Annotated in this window: 22 protein-coding genes; 9 read left to right on the top strand and 13 right to left on the bottom strand. The window is 74.7% G+C overall.

The features are described 5' to 3' along the window. Positions 1-14 precede the first annotated feature (14 nt). From ACZ51D_RS30360 to ACZ51D_RS30330, 7 genes are all read right to left on the bottom strand, one after another. Complete coding sequence (locus ACZ51D_RS30360) at positions 15-632, bottom strand: YbaK/EbsC family protein (protein ID WP_465622650.1); 618 nt, start codon at positions 630-632, stop codon at positions 15-17. A 387-nt stretch (positions 633-1,019) separates the two neighbouring features. Further along, positions 1,020-1,571 carry a hypothetical protein gene (locus ACZ51D_RS30355; RefSeq protein ID WP_465622648.1) on the bottom strand — a complete coding sequence of 184 codons (552 nt, stop codon included), beginning with the start codon at positions 1,569-1,571 and terminating at the stop codon, positions 1,020-1,022. Positions 1,572-1,711: 140 nt separating this feature from the next. Then, positions 1,712-3,325, bottom strand: coding sequence for an ABC transporter permease (locus ACZ51D_RS30350; protein WP_465622646.1), 1,614 nt, complete (start codon positions 3,323-3,325; stop codon positions 1,712-1,714). Then, complete coding sequence (locus ACZ51D_RS30345) at positions 3,319-4,215, bottom strand: ABC transporter ATP-binding protein (protein ID WP_465622644.1); 897 nt, start codon at positions 4,213-4,215, stop codon at positions 3,319-3,321. Before ACZ51D_RS30345 ends, ACZ51D_RS30350 begins: the two co-directional genes overlap by 7 nt. 126 nt (positions 4,216-4,341) lie before the next feature. Further along, entirely contained in the window at positions 4,342-4,929 is a 588-nt protein-coding gene (locus tag ACZ51D_RS30340; protein ID WP_465622642.1) for a TrmH family RNA methyltransferase, read from the bottom strand. Then, positions 4,926-5,570, bottom strand: coding sequence for a class I SAM-dependent methyltransferase (locus ACZ51D_RS30335; protein ID WP_465622641.1), 645 nt, complete (start codon positions 5,568-5,570; stop codon positions 4,926-4,928). The genes ACZ51D_RS30340 and ACZ51D_RS30335 overlap by 4 nt, the downstream gene beginning before the upstream one ends. A gap of 163 nt (positions 5,571-5,733) precedes the next feature. Beyond that, positions 5,734-6,201 carry a carboxymuconolactone decarboxylase family protein gene (locus ACZ51D_RS30330; RefSeq protein ID WP_360496136.1) on the bottom strand — a complete coding sequence of 156 codons (468 nt, stop codon included), beginning with the start codon at positions 6,199-6,201 and terminating at the stop codon, positions 5,734-5,736. A 233-nt stretch (positions 6,202-6,434) separates the two neighbouring features. Here ACZ51D_RS30330 and ACZ51D_RS30325 point away from each other — a divergent pair, with 233 nt between their 5' ends. Next, on the top strand, positions 6,435-6,632 hold the full coding sequence (locus ACZ51D_RS30325) for a hypothetical protein (RefSeq protein WP_465622638.1): 198 nt from the start codon (positions 6,435-6,437) through the stop codon (positions 6,630-6,632). Between the two features lie 96 nt (positions 6,633-6,728). Here the strand turns inward: ACZ51D_RS30325 and ACZ51D_RS30320 are convergent, their stop codons facing one another. Beyond that, positions 6,729-9,491 carry a lysylphosphatidylglycerol synthase transmembrane domain-containing protein gene (locus ACZ51D_RS30320; RefSeq protein ID WP_465622636.1) on the bottom strand — a complete coding sequence of 921 codons (2,763 nt, stop codon included), beginning with the start codon at positions 9,489-9,491 and terminating at the stop codon, positions 6,729-6,731. A gap of 57 nt (positions 9,492-9,548) precedes the next feature. Next, complete coding sequence (locus ACZ51D_RS30315) at positions 9,549-10,310, bottom strand: SDR family oxidoreductase (protein ID WP_465622634.1); 762 nt, start codon at positions 10,308-10,310, stop codon at positions 9,549-9,551. Positions 10,311-10,567: 257 nt separating this feature from the next. On the opposite strand from ACZ51D_RS30315, the gene ACZ51D_RS30310 reads away from it, so the two are divergent. The 6 genes from ACZ51D_RS30310 (at position 10,568) to ACZ51D_RS30285 (ending at position 15,916) form a co-directional block, all read left to right on the top strand. Next, the gene (locus ACZ51D_RS30310) at positions 10,568-11,452 is read left to right on the top strand and encodes a helix-turn-helix transcriptional regulator (protein ID WP_465622633.1); all 885 of its coding nucleotides are present in this window, start codon (positions 10,568-10,570) and stop codon (positions 11,450-11,452) included. 125 nt (positions 11,453-11,577) lie between these two features. Next, positions 11,578-11,844 carry a UBP-type zinc finger domain-containing protein gene (locus tag ACZ51D_RS30305; RefSeq protein ID WP_360496122.1) on the top strand — a complete coding sequence of 89 codons (267 nt, stop codon included), beginning with the start codon at positions 11,578-11,580 and terminating at the stop codon, positions 11,842-11,844. Positions 11,845-12,036: 192 nt separating this feature from the next. Then, entirely contained in the window at positions 12,037-12,309 is a 273-nt protein-coding gene (locus ACZ51D_RS30300) for a hypothetical protein (protein WP_360496119.1), read from the top strand. A gap of 251 nt (positions 12,310-12,560) precedes the next feature. Further along, positions 12,561-13,796, top strand: a complete 1,236-nt coding sequence (locus ACZ51D_RS30295; RefSeq protein WP_465622631.1) for a serine hydrolase domain-containing protein — start codon at positions 12,561-12,563, stop codon at positions 13,794-13,796. Positions 13,797-13,916: 120 nt separating this feature from the next. Continuing rightward, positions 13,917-14,984: a sigma-70 family RNA polymerase sigma factor gene (locus ACZ51D_RS30290; RefSeq protein WP_465622629.1), complete on the top strand. Its 1,068-nt coding sequence runs from the start codon at positions 13,917-13,919 to the stop codon at positions 14,982-14,984. Between the two features lie 440 nt (positions 14,985-15,424). Next, entirely contained in the window at positions 15,425-15,916 is a 492-nt protein-coding gene (locus ACZ51D_RS30285) for an NUDIX hydrolase (protein ID WP_360496110.1), read from the top strand. Positions 15,917-15,984: 68 nt separating this feature from the next. On the opposite strand, the gene ACZ51D_RS30280 is transcribed toward ACZ51D_RS30285, so the two are convergent. The 4 genes from ACZ51D_RS30280 to ACZ51D_RS30265 all read right to left on the bottom strand — a co-directional run bounded on the left by ACZ51D_RS30280 (position 15,985) and on the right by ACZ51D_RS30265 (position 19,447). Further along, positions 15,985-16,743 carry a Clp protease N-terminal domain-containing protein gene (locus ACZ51D_RS30280; protein ID WP_465622626.1) on the bottom strand — a complete coding sequence of 253 codons (759 nt, stop codon included), beginning with the start codon at positions 16,741-16,743 and terminating at the stop codon, positions 15,985-15,987. 160 nt (positions 16,744-16,903) lie between these two features. Next, positions 16,904-17,647, bottom strand: coding sequence for a tyrosine-protein phosphatase (locus tag ACZ51D_RS30275; RefSeq protein WP_465622625.1), 744 nt, complete (start codon positions 17,645-17,647; stop codon positions 16,904-16,906). Positions 17,648-17,847: 200 nt separating this feature from the next. Then, entirely contained in the window at positions 17,848-18,678 is an 831-nt protein-coding gene (locus ACZ51D_RS30270; RefSeq protein WP_465622624.1) for a VC0807 family protein, read from the bottom strand. Positions 18,679-18,835: 157 nt separating this feature from the next. Further along, positions 18,836-19,447, bottom strand: a complete 612-nt coding sequence (locus tag ACZ51D_RS30265; RefSeq protein ID WP_465622623.1) for a hypothetical protein — start codon at positions 19,445-19,447, stop codon at positions 18,836-18,838. Between the two features lie 584 nt (positions 19,448-20,031). On the opposite strand from ACZ51D_RS30265, the gene ACZ51D_RS30260 reads away from it, so the two are divergent. Then, the gene (locus ACZ51D_RS30260; protein WP_465622621.1) at positions 20,032-20,922 is read left to right on the top strand and encodes an RNA polymerase sigma factor; all 891 of its coding nucleotides are present in this window, start codon (positions 20,032-20,034) and stop codon (positions 20,920-20,922) included. Further along, the gene (locus ACZ51D_RS30255; RefSeq protein ID WP_465622619.1) at positions 20,919-21,947 is read left to right on the top strand and encodes a hypothetical protein; all 1,029 of its coding nucleotides are present in this window, start codon (positions 20,919-20,921) and stop codon (positions 21,945-21,947) included. The genes ACZ51D_RS30260 and ACZ51D_RS30255 overlap by 4 nt, the downstream gene beginning before the upstream one ends. Positions 21,948-22,308 lie beyond the last annotated feature (361 nt).

The raw sequence follows: 22,308 nt of genomic DNA, 5'->3' as shown, positions 1-22,308 counted from the left end.
CGGACCGGGAGGGGCTAGGCAGCGATGGCGAGCACCTGCGGTTGTGCCAGCGTCCGGTAGACGGCGGTGCGCAGTTCGATGGAGCGATCGAGTCTCGCGGCGTTGAAAAAGAGATGGCTATGCGCCAACAGGTCGTGGTCGACGAGGAGTTCGAGATCGGGGTGGAACGAGAACGGGATGATCGAGCCGGTCACGCAGCCGCTCAGCCGCTCGGCGGTGGTGCGGTCCGCGAAGCCGACCCGGCTGGACCCGAGGGCCTGGCCGACGGCGTCCAGATCGACCCGGCGGTCGCCCGGCACCACGGCGAGCGCGTACCGGCCGCCGCCGGCCTGCTTGGTGCGCTTGGCCCGGATGACGATGGACTTGGCGGCCTGCTCCAGCGGGTGGCCGCGCAGCTCGCTGGCGAGGGCGGTGTTCCCCTCCGGCTCGTGGCAGATCGTCCGGTAGGCGGCGGGATGGGTGGCCAGTAGGCCCAACAGCCTGCTGTAGGTGGAGGGTTCGGTCGCGGGTTCGGTGGAGGTGGAGGTGGAGGTCAAGACTCCGGTGGCTGTGGAGGTGGAGTCGGTGGAGTCGGCGATCCCGGTCGGGCGTCCGCCGGTGGTCGGGCTCGTGGTGGACAAGGCAGGGGTCATGGGTGCGTCCTCACAGACGGGGCATCGGGGCGTGGCGCGGCCCCTCGCCCTGCCTGCGCAGCACGACGGGCCGTCGTTCTGGGCCTTGCCTGGTGCTGTGGTGCGATTGACGATCCCCGGGCGCGCGGCCCTGCCCGACCTCGCTCCGAGAGGATCGCTTCGGCTTCGGCGAGGGGCGGGCCCACGGGACTCTGATGCGTTCGGCGCCTCCGGGACCGGGCCATCGTACTCCGGGGTTTCGGCCTCGCGCCGGGCCCAATCTGCCGGTTGACCGGCAGCTTTGCGGATCGTTGCCGTGTCCGCGGGGCCACGACGGGCAGCCCGTCCGGCGGCGGTCGGCATGGCCGTCCTCCTCACTCCGGTGCTTCTCCGGTGGGCGCGGATGGATCACCGGTGTACGGCGGTGCGACCCTCGATGACCCAGAGACCGGCCGGGACCGGGGTGCACCTGGTGGCCCGGGCGGGCGCGTCGGGGTGCAGGAAGTCGGCCCCGGCCCAGCCGACCCGGTGCTCGCCGCTCGCGTCCGCGGGATAGAAGGTGAGACCGGTCTCGGGGTGCCAGTCGGCCCGGCCGGCGGTCGCCGGGCCGTTGACCGGCGTGACGGTGGCGGTGCCGACCGGCCCGGTGACGGTGACCGCACCGCCGGCGTCGGCGGTCAGGCAGTCGATGTCGAACTCGACCCGGGCGGTACCGGTTCCGATGAACTCGTGCTGCACCACGGCGTGTCCACGTGTGCGGCCGTCGACGGTCCGGGCGTCGACCCACGCGGTGAGCCGCTCGCCGGGGTTGGGGCCGGGGCCGTGCTCGTTGAGCACGGTCCAGCTGTGCAGCCGGAGGTGGTCGGCTGCGGGCGCGGGGGCGGGGGCTGCGATGGCGGTGCCCGCCGAGAGGGCGGTGGCTGCGGTGGCGAGGGCGATGGCGGTGATCGGCTTGCGCATGGTCGGTCCTTCGGTGCGGGGCGGGATTTCGGGCTGTGCGTCCGTTGCCGACAACGCTGCCGGTTCGCCCCCGGGCGTGGCCTCCGTCCTGCGGAGGGACCGGCTCCCCCGGGCGGGGGAACCGGCTCTCGACCCGTCGGCTAGCGGGTGGCGTGGCGTATCGCGTCGACGGTGAGCGCGCCCAGGGCCAGTGCGGCGGCGAGGCCGGCGACCGCCGCCGGGGCCGGGGCGCGGCCCCCGGAGACGCCGAGGAAGTCCAGCCCGCCGACGTGGTTGACCATCGCGTACCAGAGCAGCGGGTAGAGGGTCTGGAACAGCCGGGGGCCGCGGGTGACGGTGCCGCAGAGCATCGCCAGGGAGGGGATCAGCAGCGCCCCGGCCAGGGCGCCCGCGGCGGCCCGGGACTCCCCGGCGCCGAGCAGCCGGACCACCGGCCCGGCCGCCACCGCCAGCGCCGGGACGATCCCGGCGAGCAGGGCGGCCAGCCCGCGGCGCAGCGGGGACGGGCAGGCGCCGAGCAGTTCCTCGATGCTGCCGCCGCCCGCCCGGTGGCCCATCCGGGACCAGAGGAGCATCGGCCAGAGCATCGCGAACGGCAGCATCGCGTGGCTGGGCCCGTCCGGTGCGACGCTCAGCGCCACCGGCGCGATCACCGCGGCCCCGGCCCACCACCACCGCTGCCCCTGCGCCAGGATCCGCAGTTCACCGGCGAGCGCGGCGAGCACCGTGCCGCCCCGGTGGGCCGGGGTCAGTCGGGCCGGATCCAGTGCGAAGGCGGCGGGGCCGGCCTCCGGATCCGCGCCCGCCGCGCCGTCCTGTGGGGCGGCCCCACGGCCCCACCCGCCCGGGCGCACCCCCGTCGCGCCCGGGCGGAGCGTCGTCGTACCCGGGCGTGCCTGCGCCCCGTCGAAGCGGCGGAACCAGAGCGCCCCGAGCAGCGCGAGCCCGACGGCCGCCGCCGTCAGCAGGAGCCCCGTCGCGGCCGGTCCGCCCGCCTCGCCCGGCCCCAGACCGGGCCAGTCGAAGGTGCCGAGCACCCGGTCGTCCGCCGTCAGCCCGACCCCGAACTCCACGCCGTCAACCGGCCGTCCGCCCGCCGCGAGCACCTCCCGGATCGACGCGGTGATCCGCCGCATGCCCAGCAGATCCAGCCCGCTGCTCGTCTGCGCGCCCAGGACGAGCACCAGCCAGACCGCGCACCAGACCGCGGCCCCCAGCCCGCCGCGCAGCCCGGGCACGGTGTCGAAGAGCACCGCGCACCCGGCCACCGCCGCCAGCAGCGGCAGCGTGATCAGGACGTACGGCAGCAGCAGCCGCACCACGTCCACGTGGTCCGCGTCGCCCTTGAGCAGCTGCACCCCGAGCGCCGTTCCGGCCAGGGCGAGCAGCATCGAGCCGAACAGCAGCAGGTTGCTGCCGAACTTGCCGGCCAGATAGGCGATCCGGCTCATCGGCGTGGCGGCGAGCAGCCGGCCGACACCGCTCTGCTCGTCCCGGGGGATCGCCCCGCGCACGATGCCGAAGCCCGCCAGCGACAGCCAGACCGCGCCGCCGAGCGCCGTCACCGTCCCCACGTAGCCGCTGGTGTAGCGGCCGTGCAGATCGGTCACCTGGAACACCTCCCAGCGGGAGTCGCCGACCGGCGCGGCCAGCAGCCCGAGGGCGAGCGTGCCCAGCAGCACGACCAGGTAGCCGGGCCGCCGTCGGCGCTCCCGGAAGTCGGCCAGGGCCAGCGCCCCGACGCGCGTCACCATGCCGCCACCTCCTCGGCCGCGGCCGGGGCGGCGGTGAGCAGCAGGTACGCGTCGTCCAGCCGGGGCGTGACGGGCTGAGCCTCCGGTGCGGGCCGGGCCCCGGACAGCACCCGCGCCCGGACGCCCTGCGGGGTGCGGGTGGTGCCGCCGAGCAGGAACCGCGAACGCAGCGAGGGGAGTTGCTCGGCCCCGACGGTCAACTCCCAGACGGAGCCCTCGGCGCGGCGGAGCAACTCCTCCGGGGTGCCGTGGTGCAGCAGCCGGCCGTGCCCCATGACGGCGATCCGGTCGGCGGTGGCGGCCACGTCCGGGACGATGTGGGTGGACAGCACGACGATCCGGTCGGCGCCGAGCCCGCTCAGCAGGCTGCCGAAGCGCAGCCGCTCCTCCGGATCCAGCCCGACCGTCGGCTCGTCCACGATCAGCAGCGCCGGGTCGTTGAGCAGTGCCTGGGCGATGCCGACCCGCTGGCGCATCCCGCCGGACATCGCGCCGAGCCGCTGCCCGGCCGCGCCCGACAGGTTGACCAGCTCGAGCAGTTCGTCGATCCGGGCCTTCGCGGGGCGCCGCCGCATCCCCTTGGCGGCGGCCAGGTAGCCGAGGAACTCGCGCGCGGTGAGCTGCGGGTAGACGCCGAAGTCCTGCGGGAGGTACCCGACGGCACGGCGCAGCGGCCCGGGGCGGCGGGCGATGTCCTCGCCCTCCCAGAGCACCCGGCCCGAGGTGGGCCGGGTGACCGTGGCCAGGATGCGCATCAGGCTCGACTTGCCGGCGCCGTTGGCGCCGAGCAGGCCGAGCACGCCGGGCCGCAGCGTCAGAGTGAAGGAGTCCACCGCGCGCTTGTCGCCGCGGTACTCCTTGGTCAGGTCGAGGATCCGGAGTTCGGTCACGCACGGAATGCTTCCGGGCGGAGGCCGTTCGCACATCTGCCGTTCGGCAGAGATGTGCGGGGTTTCCGGGCGGAAACGCCGGGAGGGGTGGGCCTTTCGGCACACCCCTCCCGCCGTTCACACGCTTCAGTCCTCGTCGCCCCCGAGGTCGCCCCCGAAGTCACCGCCGAGGTCGCCGTCCGGGGTGCCGCTGATCGTGTACCCCTGCCGGCGCGCCTCGTAGCAGGCCACCGTCGCGGCCGCCGACACGTTCAGCGAACCGACCCGGCCCAGCTGCGGCACGAACACCACCTGGTCGCAGAGCTCCAGCGCGTCCGGCGTGATCCCGCGGTCCTCGTGCCCGAGCACGAAGGCCACCGCCGGGGTCAGCTCGGCGGCGAACATCGGCACCGCCTCGTCCGCCAGCTCCAGGCCGACCACCTTGAAGCCGTCCGCCTTCGCCGCCGCCACCGCCTCGGCGATGGTCGGGAAGTGCTCCACCTTCAGGTACTTGTCGGTGCCCATCGCGGCCTTCTGCGCGCCGGACGAGCGCACCGACGGGGTGTCCCCGACCAGGTACAGCTTCTCGGCGCCCATCGCCGCACCGGTCCGGACCACCGAGCCGACGTTGAACGGCGACTGCAGGTTCTCCAGGATCATCGCGAGCCGGAACTCGTTGCTGCGCCGCCACGAGCGGTGCAGACGCTTCAGTTCGGTCCCGCGGAGCTGCTTCACGACGTCGTACCTCGTCCATTCTCGGAGCCCTCGCCCACCTCGGGACGGGGCCGCGCTTCCAGAATCCGGAACCCGTTGACCGACGCGACCCGGGTCGTCGGGTAGCCCTGGTCGTTCAGCCACTTCTGCAGCGAGTCCGAGCCCAGGTGCTTCTGCACCACGAGGAACGCCGAGCCGTCCGGGGTCAGCCGGCCGAGCCAGTGCGTCAGCAGGCGGCGCAGTGCCGCCTTGCCGATCCGGATCGGCGGGTTGGAGTAGATCGTCGCGAACCGGAGGTCCTCCGGGACGTCGTCCGGCAGCGCGGCCTGGACGTTGCCCAGCCCCAGCGCCTCGGCGTTGAGCCGCACCAGCTCCAGGGCGCGCTCGTTGACGTCCACCCCCCAGACCGGCAGGCGCTTGCGCCGGGTCGCCCAGGTGAGCGCGATCGGGCCGTAGCCGCAGCCGACGTCCAGGATCGGGCCGCGCACCCGCGGCTGCGGGGCGTGCTCCAGCAGGATCCGGGTGCCCGGGTCGAGCCGCTCGCGGGAGAACACCCCGGTGTCGGTGGTCAGTTCCAGGGTCAGGTCCGGCAGGGAGACCGTGATCGGCCGACGGTCGCTGGCGACCTCGGGTGCACCGCTGAAGTAGTGCGAGCCGGACATGATTTCCCCGTCGTTCGTGTGGGCCTCGGGGCCACCGGGTGGGTGTGGGTAAGCCCTTTGTACGGCACCGATCGTACCCCCGGTGGCCTGGGCGGCGTTCCGCGCGGGCCACCGGGCGGTGCTGCGTACGGTGCCCCGCGCGGCGGTCCGGCAGGTGGCCCGGTCAGGCGGCGCCGGGGGACTTGCGGGTGGCCACGTTGATGCGGTTCCAGGCGTTGATGGTGAAGCAGACCGAGATCAGCTGCGCCAGCTCGGCCTCCGCGAAGTGCGCGGCCGCCCGGGCGTACACCGCGTCCGAGACCCCGCCGCCGATCCGCGCGATCTCCTCCGCGAGTGCCAGGGCGGCCCGCTCGCGCTCGCTGTACACCCCGGCCGGGGCCTCCGGCCAGACCGGCAGCAGGTAGATCCGCTCGTCGCTCTCGCCGGCCTTGCGGGCGTCCTTGGTGTGCATGTCCAGGCAGTACGCGCAGCCGTTCAGCTGCGAGGTGCGCATCTGGACGAGCTCGACCAGCGCCGGGTCCAGGCCCTCGCGGGCGGCGGCGTCCAGGGCGATCATCGCCCGGAACACCTTCGGGACGGTGCGGGCGTAGTCGAGGCGGGCGGGGGCTTCGGTGAGCTCGTTCGTCGTCATGGCTACGACCCTAGGCTCGGAATGCACCCTTCTCTTGGGTCATTCGGCAGCGTGATTCGTGGGTCAATGCGAGGGGTTCGGCCGGGCGGCACGGAGGCGGCACGGAGGCGGCACGGCGCTTGCGGCAACACGCCCGGGCGGGCTCGGCGCTTCGCGTCCGGGCACCGGGCGGCGGATACTGCCAGTACCGCCACCCGGGCCCGTGGGAGCCTCCGAACAGTGAGGACGATGCCATGCCGCAGGATCACGAGGACTACCTGATCGACGAGACCGCCGAGACCGTCGAGCCCGACGAGGAGGCGCCCGACGTCGACGAGTACGACGAGGTCGCCGAGCGCCGCGCCCTCGGCGCCGACCCGGCCACCGACGTCGCGGACGTCGCGGAGCAGACCCGGGTGGTCCAGCTCGACGAGGACGAGTACCGGGAGTAGCCGTCCCGAGCGGGCCGCGCGGGGTCGGGCTGAACCCGAGCGGGCCCCGCGTGCCGGGCTGTTCCCGAGCGGCGGCCCTACGGCGTGTGGCGGACCCTAGAGCGCGCGGCGGCGTTGCAGCCAGGCCAGCGCCGCCCAGCCCGGCAGCACCGGCAGGATCAGCGTCAGCAGCCGGTACAGCGCCACCGCCGCCAGCGCGCCGCCCTTCTCCATCGACGCGGTCTGCTGCAGCAGCGTGATCAGTGCCCCGTCCACCGCGCCGGCCCCGCCCGGGGTCGGCGCCGCGCTGCCCGCCGCGTTGCCCACCAGGAACACCACCGCGACCGAGGCGAAGGACGGCTCCCGGCCGATCGCCCGGGTACAGCAGTACAGGCAGGAGATCAGGCAGATCGACACCAGCAGCTGCCCGGTCACCCCGACCGCCAGCCGGGTCGGACTGCGCAGCAGGTCCAGCAGCCGCGGCACCACCTCGGTCGTCAACGGCCGCAGCCGCGCCGCCAGCCACCGCCGGGCCACCGGGATGGCCGACACCAACGCCAGCAGCGCCGCCGCCCCCGCCAGCCCGCCGACCACCGCGGGCAGCGCGTCCAGCTCGGAGCCGCCCGGCTGCAGGTCCAGCAGGTAGACGAAGGCCCCCAGCTGCAGCAGGTGCAGCACCAGTCCGATCATCGTCCCCACACCGACGCTGGACAGCGCCTGCGCCGTCGGGATCCCCGCCTGCTGCAGCAGGCGGGTGTTCAGCGCGACCCCGCCGACCCCGCCGGGCGACACCAGCTTCACGAACGACCCGGCCACCTGCGCCAGCACCGCGTTGCGGAAGTCCAGCCGCTCCGGCACGAAGCCGACGAACCCCATCGCCGCCGTGACGTGGCTCGTCGCCGCCGCGACCAGCGCCAGCAGCAGCCACCATGGATCGGCGTCCGCCAGGGCGGAGACCGGGTTGTCCTCCGCCGCGAACAGCTGCGGGATCAGCAGCCACCCGGCCACCACCCCGCCCACGACGGCCAGCATCGTCCGCGGCCGCAACCGCTCCAACCGCACCGGCCGCCCCACCACCTGCGGCCGCGCCCGCAGCACCTCCGCCCGGATCTCCTCCAGCAGCCCACCGGGAACGGGGGCGTTCTGGGTCTGCGCCCCGTCGGCGGTGCTGGTGCTGGTGCTGGTGCCGGTGCCGGTGCCGGTGCCTGCGCCTGGGGCGGTGCCAGCCGAGGCGGCCGGGGTGGCGGCGGGCGACGGTTCCGGCCGGGCCGGGGCCGGGCCGGTGGGTTTCGCGTGGCGTTTGAGGGCGCGGCGGGTGGTGTGGGTGAGGGCGATCGGTTGGAGGAGGGGGAGAGCGGCGCCGATGGGGTCGCGGCCGAGGACGGTGGTGGCGGTGCGGACGGAGCGGGCGGCGCCGGTGCGCAGGGCGAGGGTGGTGAGGAGCTGGGCGATGTCGCAGCGCAGGACGAGTTCGGTGGCGGCGATGTCACCGTCGGCGAAGTCGACCAGGTGCACCGCGCCCGAGCCGTCGACCAGGAGCGAGGAGGGGACGAGGGCGCGGTGGGCGATCTCGCGGCGCTGGAGGAGGGCGAGCTGGCCCCAGGCGTCGGTGAGCAGCTCGTCGGTGATCTCCTCGTCGGCGAGCTGGTCCAGGGTGCGGCCGGCCAGCCGCTCGTACGCGAGGAGGGCGGTGTCGTGGCCGACACCGGCGGTGGCGGCGATGCTGCGGGTGCGGACGCCGGCGGCCAGGGCCGCGTACGTCACCAGGGCCTCGTGTTCCAGGCCGGTGCGCGGGGAGCGCAGGACCCGCGGGTCGGGGGCGGTGCGCAGGCGCAGCCGGCGCCATGCGCGCTGGACGGCGGCGGCGGTGACGGCCTGCCGGTCGAGGAGCTGGACGTCGAGGTCGGGGCGGTCGTCGGCCTGTCGGACCCGGTAGCGGTCGGGCCCGGTCGGGTGGGCTTCGACCGGGCGCAGGCCGCTCTCGCGCAGGGCGCGCAGGATCTCGCCGGGCCGGGGGCAGGGGTCGGGGGTGCCGACCGCGTAGAGGGTGCCGTGGGCGCCGGTCCAGCCGATCAGCAGGCCGAGCAGCAGCGCGGTGGGGGTGGCGAAGCCGCCGGCCAGTCCGGCGAGGCCGGAGAGGGCGAGGACGGTCCAGGGCAGGCGGCGTTCGCGGCTGCCGGAGGCGGTCATGAAGGCGAGGACCGGGGCGAGGTAGCCGTACACCGGTTCGGTGTGCCCGAGGACGTCGCCGGGCAGCGGCTGGCTGAGCGCGGTGAGCAGCGAGTGCGGAGCGAGGCCGTCCGCCCACAGGTCCACGCCGAGGGTGGCGCCGTACGCGAGGACGGCGGCGAGCAGCCCGTCGGAGACCTGCTGGAGGGCGCGCCGCCGGTCGGGGCCGAGCAGGCGGCGCACGGCGAGGCCGACCGGCAGCAGCAGGACGGCGGCAGTGGTGAGCCCGCCTGCCAGGCTCGCCAGCGGCCGCGGCACCAGGGCGGCGGCCTCGGCCACGTCGGCGGCGATGCCGCCGGTGGTGGCGCGGGCGTAGTCGGCGAGCAGCAGGGTGAGGGCGATGGCGAACAGGCCGCCGAGCAACCGGATCAGGGCGACGGGCTGCCGGAGCCGGCCGGTGGCGGGCACCGGGCGGGCCGGGAACCGGCCGGGTCCGGCCTGCCCGGGGATCCCGGTGACCCTGCTGCCCGCTCTACTGGTGTCCGTCGCACCGCCGCTGCCCGTTGTGCCGCTGCCTGCTGCACCGCCGTCCGGCACCCCCGCGTCGCCCGCGTCACCCGCATCGCCCGCGTCACCCGCCAGTTGCGCGGGCACACCGCCGGTGTCGCCCCCGTCGGTGTCGCCGTTCGTTCTCCCCGTCACGATCGCCACGGGTGGCATGCTCCCATGCCACCCGTGCGTGCGGAGCGTGGACGCCGGGCGGGCCGGTCACGCCTGCCGGGTCGGCAGCACGACCAGGTGGCGCAGGTTGACGTGCCGGGGGCGGCTGACGGTGTACGCGATGAGGTCGGCGATGTCCTCGGCCGCGAGCGCCGGGATGACGTCGAACATGCCGCCGAGCTGTTCGCGCAGGGCCGGGTTGTCGATGTGCCCGCCGAGTTCGGTGTCGGTCAGGCCGGGCTCGATCGCGCTGACCCGGACGTCGCGCGGGCCCAGCTCGCTGCGCAGGGCGGCGGACAGCTGGGTGAGCGCGGCCTTGGTGGCGCCGTACACGGCGTAGTCGGGGAAGACCACGTGTGAGGCGATCGAGGAGACGTTGACCAGGTCGGCGGTGCGGCCCTCGGCGGCGGCCGCGGTGAGGTCGGCGGTGAAGGCGCGGACGATCCGCAGCGCGCCGGTGAGGTTGGTGTCGACCATGCGGGTCCACTCGTCGATCCGGCCGTCGACGAGCGGGTTGGGCAGCATCACCCCGGCATTGTTGACGACCAGGTCGACCTGCCCGTAGGTGTCGTGGACGGCCTTCGCGGCGGCGTCCACGGAGGCCTGGTCGGTGATGTCGGCGGTGACGGCGAGCGCCTGCCCGCCGGCGGCGGCGATCTCGGCGGCGAGCGCGTCCAGCCGATCGGTGCGCCGGGCGAGCAGGGCGACCCGGGCGCCCTGGGCGGCGAGCGTCCGGGCGGTGGCGGCGCCCATGCCGCTGGCGGCTCCGGTGACGACGGCGGTGCGGGTGGCGAGGGAGGCGAGGCTCATCGGGGGCTCCAGGGGGGTCCAGGTTCCGGGGTCCGGGTCCAGAGGTTCCGGTGTTCCGGGGGCCAGAGGGTCCGGGGGTTCCGGGGTTTCCGGCGGTGGTCGGGCTGACGTCGACCACTCTGCGCGGACCGCCGCCGCCGACCCAGGGCTGTGCCTTTCCCGGGTACCGCCGTCCTGGGAACCCCCTTCCCGGGACGGCCTTTCCTGGGTACGGCAGTACCACCCTCGCGCGGCCGCTCGCGGCTAACCTGCCAGGCATGGAGAACACCCTGGGGGACTTCCTCCGCACGCGCCGGGCCCGGATCCTGCCGGAGGAGGTGGGCCTGCCCTCGCACGGCCGCCGCCGGGTGCAGGGGCTGCGCCGGGAGGAGGTGGCGCAGCTCGCGGGCGTCAGCGTCGACTACTACGTCCGGCTGGAGCAGGGCCGGGGCGGCAGCGCCTCGGACGCGGTGCTGGACGCGGTGGCCCGCGTGTTGCGGCTGGACGAGGTGGAGACGGCACACCTGCGCTCGCTCGCCCGTCCGCCCAAGGCCCCGGCCGGTGCCGCCGCCGGTGCCGCGCGGGGACAGGCCCGGCAGCAGGTCCGCCCGGGGACCAGGCTGCTGCTGGACCTGATGACCGAGGTGCCGGCCTTCGTCCTGGGCCGCCGGATGGACGTCCTGGCCTGGAACGCGCTGGGCGACGCGGTGAACGGCTTCTCCACGCGTACGGACGGCGGCCCGGACGGCCCGCCCAACCAGGCCCGGCACGGCTTCCTCGACCCGGCGGCCCGGGACTACTACCGGCAGTGGGACGCGGTCGCCGCGGAGACCGTCTCCTACCTGCGCCGGGACGCCGGACTGCACCCGGAGGACCCGGAGCTGAGCGCCCTGGTGGGTGAACTGTCGGTGCGCAGCGAGGAGTTCGGCCGGCTCTGGGCGGACCACCTGGTCCGGGAGAAGACCCACGGCGTCAAGCTGGTCCGGCACCCGCTGGTCGGCGACCTGGAGTTCGGCTACGAGACCCTGGGCGTCAACGGCTCGCCGGACCAACTGCTGGTCGTCTACACCGCCCCGGTGGGCTCGCCGACCGCCCAGAAGCTGGCGCTGCTGGCGAGTTGGACGGCGCCGGGGGCGGAGTCCGAGGCGTCCGGCGTCTCCTGAGCGCCGGAGGCGTCCCGGGCAGGCCGAGCGGGCCGTCCGGGGCGGGTCGGGCCGGGTCGTCCTGAGCGGGCCGTCCGGGGAGTTCTGAGCGGGCGGGACGGCCCGGGGCGGCTTAGCCTGCACTCATGAGTGCCTGCGAAGACCTCGCTCTGGCCCCTCAGGACATCGAGCCCGTTCCTCCCACCAACGGCTGCGCCGACTGCCTGGCGCAGGGGCGCCGGGACTGGGTGCACCTGCGGATCTGCCTGGACTGCGGCCACATCGGCTGCTGCGACTTCTCGCCGCAGCGGCACGCCACCGCGCACTTCCACAACACCTCCCACCCGGTGATCCGCTCGTACGAGCCGGGGGAGGACTGGCGCTGGTGCTTCGTCCACGAGGTCATGGGCTGAGACGGGCGTTCGCGACCGGTCTCCCCGGTCTCCCCGGTCTCCCCGGTCTCCCCGGTCTCCCGGGTCTCGCGGCTCTCCCCGCTCTCCCCGGTGGCGTGGGCGCGCACGACGGATAAAATCCGGACATAAAGCCCGTGCGGCCCCTCCGGCCGACGCCCGTCCGGCCGGTGGACCGCCGAAGGGAGGCCCACGATGACCAAGCGAACACCGGGCAGCACCGCCCAGCTCCGCCAGGGCACCCAGGAACTGCTGGAACGCCGCGGCATGGCGAGCCCACCCGCCCGGATCGGGCCGAAGCTGCGCACCGGCGCGGTGTCTTCCGCCGGCGCCGGGTACGGCACCGGCGAGGCGTTCCGCCACGGCGGGCGCGACACGCCGGCCGCGGCCACGCACTCCGCTCCGGCGATGCACGCCGAACTCAAGGGCCACCGGCACCGCGGCGCGGAGAAGCACTCCGCCCACTGAACCGTCCGGCCGGGGGCGGGCACCGAGCTGCGGGTGTCCGCCCCCGGCGCATGGCCAGGGGTGCTCTCGGGGGCTTTCCTCGGGGGCTTTCATCAGGGCTCTCCTCGGGGCTCTCCTCGGGGGTCTTCTCGGGGGCCTTCTCCGGGCCGGCTCAGGGGAGTTCCCGGATGCCGCGGCCGGGTGTCCCGCCGAAGACTCTCTCCTGTCAGAGCCACCGCCCGCCGGGCGAGCCGTCGTTGGAGAGAAGCCGGATGAACACCCGTACGCGCAGCATTCGTTGGTCCACCCTTGCGGCAGCCGGTGCGCTGCTCGCCGCCGTCACGGTCGGCGCTGCGGCCCCGGCCCTGGCTGCGGAGGCGCCGTCCGTCAGCGCTGGCTCCGCCTCCGCGTCGGCCCAACCGGGGCCGCTGGACCGGGAATCGCTCGCGAAGACCCTCGACACCCTGCCCGCCGACATCACCGGCGCGCTGGTCCGGGTGGGCGGCCAGGACGCGCGGTGGCGCGGCACCTCGGGCGAGGACGTCCCGGCGAATGCCCGGTTCCGGATCGGCAGCATCTCCAAGGTGTTCACGGCGACCGTGATGCTCCAGCTCGTCGCCGAGGGCAAGGTCTACCTGGACGGCACCGTCCAGCACTACCTGCCCGGCCTGCTGCCGACCGGCTACCCGCCGGTCACCGTACGGCAGTTGCTCGACCACACCAGCGGTCTGCCCGGCGGCGGCGGAATGACCGCGGGGGACGGCAGCACGGCGTGGTTCGCCGCGCACAAGGCGGACTACTTCAGCCCCGAGCAGGTGGTCGCCGACATGCTCACCCAGCCGATGAGCTTCGTGCCCGGCACCGCCCAGCAGTACAACGGCAACAACTACTTCGTCGCCGGGATGGTGATCGAGAAGGTCAGCGGCGACACCTTCGCCGACCAGGTGCGCCGACGCATCACGGGCCCGCTCGGCCTGCACGCCACCTACGTCCCGGCCGCCGACGACCTGACCGTTCACGGTCCGCACGCCTCCGGCTACGTGGACGTCCGCGCCGCCGACGGCACCACCGACCGGGTGGACGTCACCGAGCAGAGCCCGTACCCGTGGGCCGAAGGCGGCATGATCTCCTCCGCCGCCGACCTGGAGCGGTTCTTCGACGCCCTCTTCCGCGGCCGGCTGCTGCCGCCCGCCCAGCAGGCTGAGGTGTTCGCCGTCCCGAACGTGCCGAACGACCACAACAAGAGCTGCGAGATCGGCCCGACCGCCGGCCACGCCTGCTTCAGCGCGGGCGGCATGCTGCGCAGCGTGCTGCCGAACGGCACCGAGATCTGGGGCAAGACCGGTGCCCGGCCCGGCTACAGCAGCGGTTTCTTCGCCACCCGCGACCTCTCCCGCACCGTGATCGTCGGGCTCAACCCGACCGGCATCTCCGGCGAGGAGTTCCCCACCCTGTGGAAGCTGGTGACCACCGGCTTCGGCTCCGGCCAGGTGTACGGGAAGCAGTGAGCCGGCCGTCGGAGCGGTGAGCCGACGGCCGGCTGCCGGAGCCGTGAGCGGATCAATGTCGGTGCCCTGCGCTACGTTCGTCCCGTTCACCAGGGCACGGCACGACGACGGGGGCGCACGATGGCCGACGTGATCACGGAGGAGCCGGTCGAGCTCCAGCTGGAGCGGTACCGGACGGAACTCACCGGCTACTGCTACCGGATGCTCGGCTCCGTCTTCGAGGCCGAGGACGCGGTGCAGGAGACCATGGTCCGGGCCTGGCGCGGGCACCGGGGCTTCGAGGGCCGGGCCGCGCTGCGCTCCTGGCTGTACCGCATCGCCACCAACGTCTGCCTGGACGCGCTGAACGGCCGCAACGCCCGGGCCCGTCCGATGGACCTGGCGGGCCCGGTCACGGTGGCCACGGCGCACGACACCCAGCTGCCCGAGGTGACCTGGATCGGCCCCGCCCCGGACGGCCGGGTGCTGCCCGAGACGGGGGACCCGGCCGAGGTGGCCGCCCAGCGCGAATCGGTGAAGCTGGCCTTCGTGGCCGTGCTGCAGCGGCTCGCGCCCCGGCAGCGGGCGGTGCTGATCCTTCGTGAGGTGCTCGGCTGGAAGGCCGCCGAGGTCGCCGAACTCCTCGGCGTCACGGTGGCCTCGGTCAACAGCGCGCTGCAGCGCGCCCGCGCGGTGCTCGCCACCGACGCCTCGGCCGCCCGGCCGGTCCCCGCGCTGGACGAGGACCACCGCGCGCTGCTGGACCGCTACGTCCGCGCCTTCGAGGCGTACGACATGGACGGCCTGGCCGCCCTGCTGCACGAGGACGTCACGCTCAACATGCCGCCGTTCGCGATGTGGCTGCAGGGGCAGGACGAGATCCGGGCCTGGATGCTGGGCCCCGGGCACGGCTGCCGTGACTCCCGGCTGCTCCCGGTGACGGCCAACGGCGGGCCGGCCTTCGCCCAGTACCGGCCGAGCCCGGCGGGCGGGCACGAGCCGTGGGCGCTGATCGTGCCGGAGGTGTCAGCGGGGCGGATCACCGGGTTCACCAACTTCCTGGACACCGATGTGCTCTTCCCACTGTTCGGCCTGCCGCCCCGACTGGATGCCGGGCAGGCCGGGGTCGGGCCGGTCGGCGCTGGACCGGTCGACGCCCGCCCGGATGTCCGCCCGGATGTCCGCGAGGGGGAGGTCGACGCCGAGTAGCCCGTACAGGTCGAGTGGATCGGCCGCGCCCGGCAGCAGTGCCGCGAGCCCGCTGAACGCGAGCAGTTCCCGCAGCGGGCCGCTCGCGTTCAGCAGCACCACGTCCACCCCGTACCGGGCGGCGGCGAGGCGCAGCCGGGCGAGCGCGTCGACGACGGCCAGGTCGGGGGCGGTCAGCGCGCGCAGGTCGCAGGTCAGCACGGTCGTGCTCGGTGTGGTCTCGCCGGTGGTCCCGGTGGTGGTGGTCATACGGATTGGACCGGCATGACGGTGCCGACTCATCGGTCCGCTCCGAAGTCCGGCGGCGACGTTTCGGTGGCGAGGTCCGGTGGCGAGGTCCGGTGGCGAGGTGCGGTAGCGAGGTGCGGTGACGAAGCCTGGGGACGAAGCCTGGTGGCAGAGTGGGGCCGTCGAACCCCACCTGCCCCAGGAGGAGCACCGTGACGGCTGAGCCCTTGAAGTCCCGCGAGGAATGGCTGGCGTCCCTGCCCCGGATCTATGCGGGGGCGGGCGGCCTGCTGCGGGACGAGTCCGGTCGGATCCTGATCGTGAAGGCCGGGTACCGCGAGCACTGGCAGTTCCCCGGGGGCACGATCGACCTCGGGGAGGGCCCGGTCGAGTGCGCCAAGCGGGAGTTGGAGGAGGAGACCGGCATCGTCCGGGAGGCCGGTGAGCTGCTGGCCATCTCCTGGACCCACCCCTCGGCCGAACTCGACCACCCCGCCGAGCACTTCATGTTCGACTTCGGCACCGTCCCGGACGGCACCCCCGTGACCGTCCCAGCCGGTGAGCTGGACGACCACCGCTGGGCCCCGCTCGAGGAGGCGCTGGAGCTCCTCGGCCCGGCCCGATCGGCCCGGCTGCGGGCGGCGCTGGAGGCGGCGGAGGACGGCCGGGTCCGGATCGTCACCACCCGAGTCTCCGGCTTCTAGGCTCCGGGTTCCAGCAGGAAGTGTCGTGCCCCGGGCGGGTGTTCCGCCCGGGGCGCGGCGCCGGGTCCTCAACCCTGCTGCTCGGACTCCGCGTTCCGGGCGGCGATGATGGCGGCGATGGCCTCCGAGACGAAGGTCTCCGCCTCGGACTTGTCCACCTTCAGCGCGGTGAGGATGCCCTGGCCGTTGTCCTGCTCCAGCAGCGCGAGCAGGAGGTGCTCGGTGCCGACGTAGTTGTGTCCGAGCTTGAGCGCCTCGCGGAAGGTCAGCTCCAGCGCCTTCTTGCTCCGGGCGTCGAACGGGATCAGCGCGGGCAGTTCGTCGACGGCGGCCGGCAGGGCGGCGGTGGCCGCCTCCCGCAGGGCCTGCGGGGCGACGCCCTGGGCGGCGAGCGCCTTCATGCCGATGCCCTCGGGCTCGGCGAGCAGGCCGAGCAGCAGGTGCTCCGTGGTGATCTCGGCGTTGCTCGCCTTCCGGGCCTCCTCCTGCGAGGCCACCACGACGCTGCGGGCCCGGGGGGTGAACCGGCTGAAACCCTGGCTGGGGTCGAGGTCGTTCGGGGTGGCCGGGTCCCTGGGGACGAAGCGCTTCTGGGCGGCCTGCTTGCTGACGCCCATGCTCTGGCCGATGTCGGTCCAGGAGGCGCCGGAGCGCCGGGCCTGGTCGACGAAGTGGCCGATCAGGTGGTCGGCGAGCTCGCCGAGGTGGTCGGCGGCGATGACCGCGTCGGAGAGTTGGTCGAGCGCGTCGGTGTGGACCTTCTTGATCGCGGCGATCAGGTCGTCGAGGCGCAACGGAGTGGTGTTGGGAACAACGGGATTCTCCATGCGTCAACCGTAGGTTGTCGCCCCGGGATCGTCAACCATCGATTGACGATTGTCGTGAAGGCTTCCGGCGACCCGTCCTGCGCGGCGGCTTCTGTGCGTCGGCTTCTGTGCGTCGGGTCCTATGTGGCGGTTCCTGTGCGGCGTTCCTGCCTGGCGGTTCCTATGCGGCCGGCAGCAGTCGGCTGCGGACGGCGGCGATCCGGTCGGGCGTGACGCCCGCCGCGAGCAGGTAGCCGGCCGGGTCGAACCCGTCGAGCGTGGCTTCCAGGGCGGCCTCGGCGGTGGTGCCGGCCTCGGCGAGCACCGCGTCGATCCGGCGGTACGGGTCGGGCAGGCCCAGCATCCCGTACAGCGGGCGGACGTTGGGGCCGCTCAGCAGGTAGTCCTCGGCGATCGAGGCCCGGTCGACCCCGGCCAGGGCGAGCAGCAGCAGGGCGGCGAGGCCGGTGCGGTCACGGCCGGCGCCGCAGTGCACGACCACGCCGCCGGGGCGGGCGCCGGCGATCGCGGCGATCAGCGCGGCGGCGGCGTGCGGGCAGTGGTCCAGGTACGGGCGGAGCGCGAGCGGGGTGCCGTCCAGCCGGCCGTGGTCCTCCCACCAGGCGGGGCCGGCCAGTTCGTCCAGCGGGACGCGGATCAGGTCGACGTCGTCGGGGAGCGGGAGGAGCGGCTTGTACTCCTCGGCGTTGCGCAGGTCGATCACGGTGCGGACCCCGTGGTCGAGGAGGGCGTCCCAGCCCTCGGAGGTGAGGCGGTCCAGGTTGTCCGCCCGGACTATCGCACGGCGGGCGGTGAGCCGGCCGGAGGCGGTGGGCAGCCCGCCCAGGTCGCGGATGTTCAGGCAGCCGTCCCAGACGAGGGTGCGGTCCTCGATGGTGGTCAGCGCGTCCGTCGTCCGGTTCATGGGACTCCCCGTTTCCTCGTCGGGGGGTCCCGTTACCCCCTCGTTATGTAAGGACTCCCGGGAGATCAGGATGGTTCCTGGCCGTTCGAGTCCTCGGAACCGGCTGTTCACGTGCCGGTCGGGGTGGCGCTCCCGTGCTGATCGGGGTGGTGGTCGGGGTGCTGGTCAGGCGGCGGTCGGGCGGCGGGCGGGTGTGGGGCTCAGGCGGCGGTCGGGGCCTCGGTCTCGGCACTGACCAGCTTCTCCATCGGCTCGGTGGCGATCTGGCCGAGCATCGAACCGGCCACGATCGCGCCGATCAGGAACACGGTGGACAGCCAGGCCATCGTCGACACCGGCAGGGTGAAGGCGCCGACCACCCGGGCCGCGCACTCGGTCAGCAGCGCGGCGCCCCAGATGCCCGAGAACAGGCGCTCGTGGCGGCGGAAGGATCGCGACGCGGCCGCCCGGCCCTCGACCAGCCGCTGCCAGGCGGCGGCGCGGTCCCGCTTGCCCTTGGTGAGGAAGGGCATCAGCATCGGGCTCATCACCGGTCGGCCGATCACCGCCGAGACCAGGATCGCGAGCGCCACGGTGCCGCTCAGTCCGCCGTCCTTGGCGATCATCATCCGGGCGTCGCCGGTGACGAAGGTCAGGGCGAGGCCCGCCAGGTTGACGGTCAGCATCAGCGCGGCCCACAGGTTGACCTTGCGTTCCCGGAGCAGGCCGATGACGGTGCGGGCGGCCGGGAAGGCGCTGCTCCAGGCCAGGGCGGCGAACTCGCTCAGGCCGCAGGCCGAGTGCAACAGGTAGTAGCCGGCCAGCGGGGCGGCCACGTCGAGGGCCAGCGGGCGGAGGCCGGAGAGCAGCGGGTTGGCGGCCTTGGCGTGGGCGGCGCCCTCGGCAACTGCCTGGGCCTGCCGAACATCGGCGGCGGCCTTCGCGGGAGCGGCCTTCGCACGGGCGGAGACGGCGACGGCGACGGTGGGGGTGACGGTGGGGGTGACGGCGAGGGTGGGGGCGCCGGCGGCGGCGCTGACGATCTGGCTCACGGTGGGTTCCTCCCCGGCTGGTGGCCGCGGGCTGCTGCCCGCGTCGTGCCTCCAGTCTTTCCGGCCGACCCTCCGTCAGAGCAGTGCCGTCCGTTGCGGGATCCGCGTGACAGTTGTCATGGAGCGCACCGTGACACCCCGTCCGACCTGCGGTTCTCTAGTCGTCAGCGGGGAAGGTCCACAGCTCGCGGTCCAGGGTGTCCCGGCAGCGGACGGTGCCGAACCGCTCGTCCCCGGCGGACAGGAACCCCTGCGCGACCCCGGCCAGGACGGTCCGGGCGACGGCGTCGCCCCGGGTCCAGGCACCGGTCAGCACCAGCGCCTTGTCGGCCAGCTCGGCGCGCTGCACCCGGGCCACCGCGACGGTCGGCAGCGCGGCGTTGACCTCCTGCAGTTCGGCGGGGGAGAGATAGGTCTCCCCGGTCGGGGCACGGTCGGCCTCGGCCCGGCGGCGCAGCTCCGGCAGGCCGTAGTGCCGGACGGCGGCGACGGCATCGTCCAGTGGGAGCTGCCAGCGCCGCCCGGGCAGCACCTCCCACCAGACGTCCTCGCCGACCGGCAGCACCTCGCCGATCCGGGCCCGCCAGGTCTCGATGCCGTACCGGACGCGGGGGTCGGGCCGATGGCCGGGCAGGGCGGCAGCGGTCCAGTCGGTGCGGCGGACCAGGCTGAGGTCGAAGTGAAGGGCACCCGGTCGGCGGCGGGGCGCTCGACGAGGCCGAGCAGCACCCAGTGGGTGTCGTCCGGCAGGTTGAAGCTCCGGCGCCACCCGGTGAGGCCCAGGGCGCGCAGGGCGGGCGCGAGGTGTTCGCGCAGGCCCTTCGTGTGGAGCTCGAGGGCAGTCGTCATCGTTCGTCCCTGCTGGTCGTGGCTACTGGCCGTGGCTGCTGGTGGCACCCTCGGGCGGGCCTGGGGGTGGCATGGCCGGTCCTGCGGTGGTCCTCGGCCGGCCCCTGCGGTGGTCCTCGGTCGGTCCTGCGCCGGTCCTGCGCCGGTCCTGTGCCGGTTCTCGGTCGGTCCTGTGCCGGTCCTGCGGGGTCTTGGGTGGGCCGCCGGTGGTCCCCGCCTCGTCTGCGCGGTCGGGGCCGGGTCATGCGTCCCGGATGTGCACGAACCGGGTGCGTGTGGACGCGCGTACGTCGTCGGGCGCGGCGGGTCCGCGGCGGCGGACCGGGCACTTCGGCGGATCCGGTCTCCGGGCGTGCCGGCGGCCCCGGACTGATTCGTCTACGGACAACATAGGCGGTGCAGGCCCGCCGGGTCTGCGGACGAAGGGCAGCAGCGCGCGGGACCTTGGCCCCGGGCGGGCCGGTCCTTCGACCGGAGCCGACCTGTTCGCCCGAATGGCGCATCATGTGGCGGGTGCAGAGTGCAGAGCGCCCCGGAGCGGGCACCGGCAGCCCAGTCGGCCGGTCCGGACCAATACCGACCGCAGACGACCCACCACCGGGACCGGCGGCCGCTCCCGTCGATCTGGCCGACGCGGTCCGCGCCGCGCAGGGCGGGGACGAGGAGGCGTTCCGGCTGCTGTTCCGGACCGTCCAACCGGGCCTGCTGCGCTACCTGCGGGTGCTGGTCGGCGGCCGGCCGGAGGACATGCAGGACGCCGAGGACATCGCTTCGGAGACCTGGCTGCAGATCGCCCGCGACCTGAGCGGCTTCTCCGGCGACGGGGACGGCTTCCGCGGCTGGGCCGCCACCATCGCCCGCCACCGGGCACTCGACCACCTGCGCGCCCGCCGCCGCCGTCCGGTCGCCGACCTGCCCTTCGAGTACCTCGTCGAACTTGCGGCCGGGGATGACACCGCGGGCGCCGCGCTGACCACCGTGGGCACCGCCGACGCACTGGCGCTGATCTCCCGGCTGCCGCGCGACCAGGCCGAGGCAGTGCTGCTGCGGGTGGTCATGGAGCTGGACGCGGAGAGCGCCGCCCAGGTGCTCGGCAAGCGGGCCGGCACCGTCCGGATGGCCGCCCACCGGGGGCTTCGACGGCTGGCCAAGCTACTGGAGCAGCCCTTCGCGTCCGGGGGCGGGATCCCGGCTGCGCGGACGGGCGGGTCAGCCGACGAGGGCGCCGTCAAGGCCCCCGGCGGCACCGCAGGAAGGGCCCCCGGCGACCCCGGGAAGGCCGCCGAAGGGAGCGCGGGCAAGGCCTCCGGGCAGCCCGCGGGGAAACCCGCGAAAAAAAGTTCTCCGCAGGGTGTGACAGAACGCCGGGCCGCGACGCTGAAGGACATGAGATGAGCACCAACCGATCCCGTCGGATCGACCGTGATACCGCCGAGCAGCTGCTCGGCGGTGCCGTGGCCGCCCCGTCGGCCGGGCAGGAGGCCTCGCTCACCGGACCGGACGGCGGTCCCGGGCAGCTCGCCCGGGTGCTCGCCGCGGCCGCCGCTCCCGCGACGGCCGGTGAACTGGCCGGGGAGGAAGCCGCCCTGGCCGCGTTCCGGGAGGCGAGTCTCACGCCCGACCCCGTAGTGACCCCCGTCCGGAGACGATCAATGGCAACCGCAGCGCTGGCCAGGGCCTTCAGCACGAAGGCTGCTGCCGCCGTGCTCGGCGCCACCGCGCTGTGCGGGGTCGCGGTCGCCGCCGGCACCGGCAACCTGCCGTCCCCGCTGAGCGGCGGCACCGCCGAGCCCGAGCGCACGCTCGCGGCCCAGGGCGGCGCCTCCGGCACCTCGCCGGGCGCGTCGGGCGGCGGCCACTTCGCCGGCGCCCCGTTCGCCCCGCCGTCCGGCTCCGCCCGTCCGTCCGACGCCGCCTCCCCCGGCCCACAGACGGCCGCCCCCTTCGGCACCGCGACCCCCGGCACCCCGTCGGCCGAGGGTCACGGCGATCGTCCGGCCGTACCGCCCGCGCTGCTCGGCCTCTGCCGCGGTTTCGCCGACCGGACGGCCAAGGGCGACCGCCCTGCCCGGCTGGTCACCGATCCGCTCTACGGTCCGCTGGTCGCGGCCGCCGAGGGAGCGGACCGGGTGCCGGACTTCTGCGCCAAGGCCCTCGGCGCGGGAGACGGCGACCACCAGGGCACCAGTGCGCAGCCACGCGACCCCGGCCGGCCCGGCGACGCTCCCAGCGCGGGCGCCGGCAAGGGCGGCACCGACGCCGGCAAGGGCGGCGGGAACGGCCAGGACACCGGCGGCAGCGGCACCAAGCCCGGCAAGACCGGTGCGACCGTCCCGCCGCTGCCCGCCGCGCCCACCCTGCCGGACATCCGCCCGAGCAAGACCGGCCGATCCGAGGACGGGCAGTCGTCCACGGGATAACCCCAGAACTCCGGGTGGGCGGCGAGCGACTCCCCCCGGGCTCACCGCCCACCCGGAACGCACCACCCGCAGTACCAGCACCACCCGGTAACACTCGTGGTACCAGCAGGAAGCAGTACCACCCGAAGACTCCGGGTGGCCGGTCGGCTCCCCCGTGCCCACCGTCCACCCGGCCGGCCCCGGCCGGACCGGCAAGGCGTCACCCCGGACGCGCTGCCGGCCCGGCCGGCCCGGAAACGTGGGGGCCCCCCCCCCCCCGGCCGGGGGGGGCGCCCCCCCCCCCCCCCGGCGGGGGGCCCCCCCCCCCGGGCCCCCCCCGCCCCCCCCCCCCCCCCCCCCCGGGGCCCCCGCCCCCGGCGCC

The sequence above is a fragment of the Kitasatospora sp. NPDC033851 genome, from assembly GCF_055576085.1.
The sequence above is the reverse complement of the archived record's forward strand: the minus strand, read 5'-3'. Positions and strand labels throughout refer to the sequence as shown.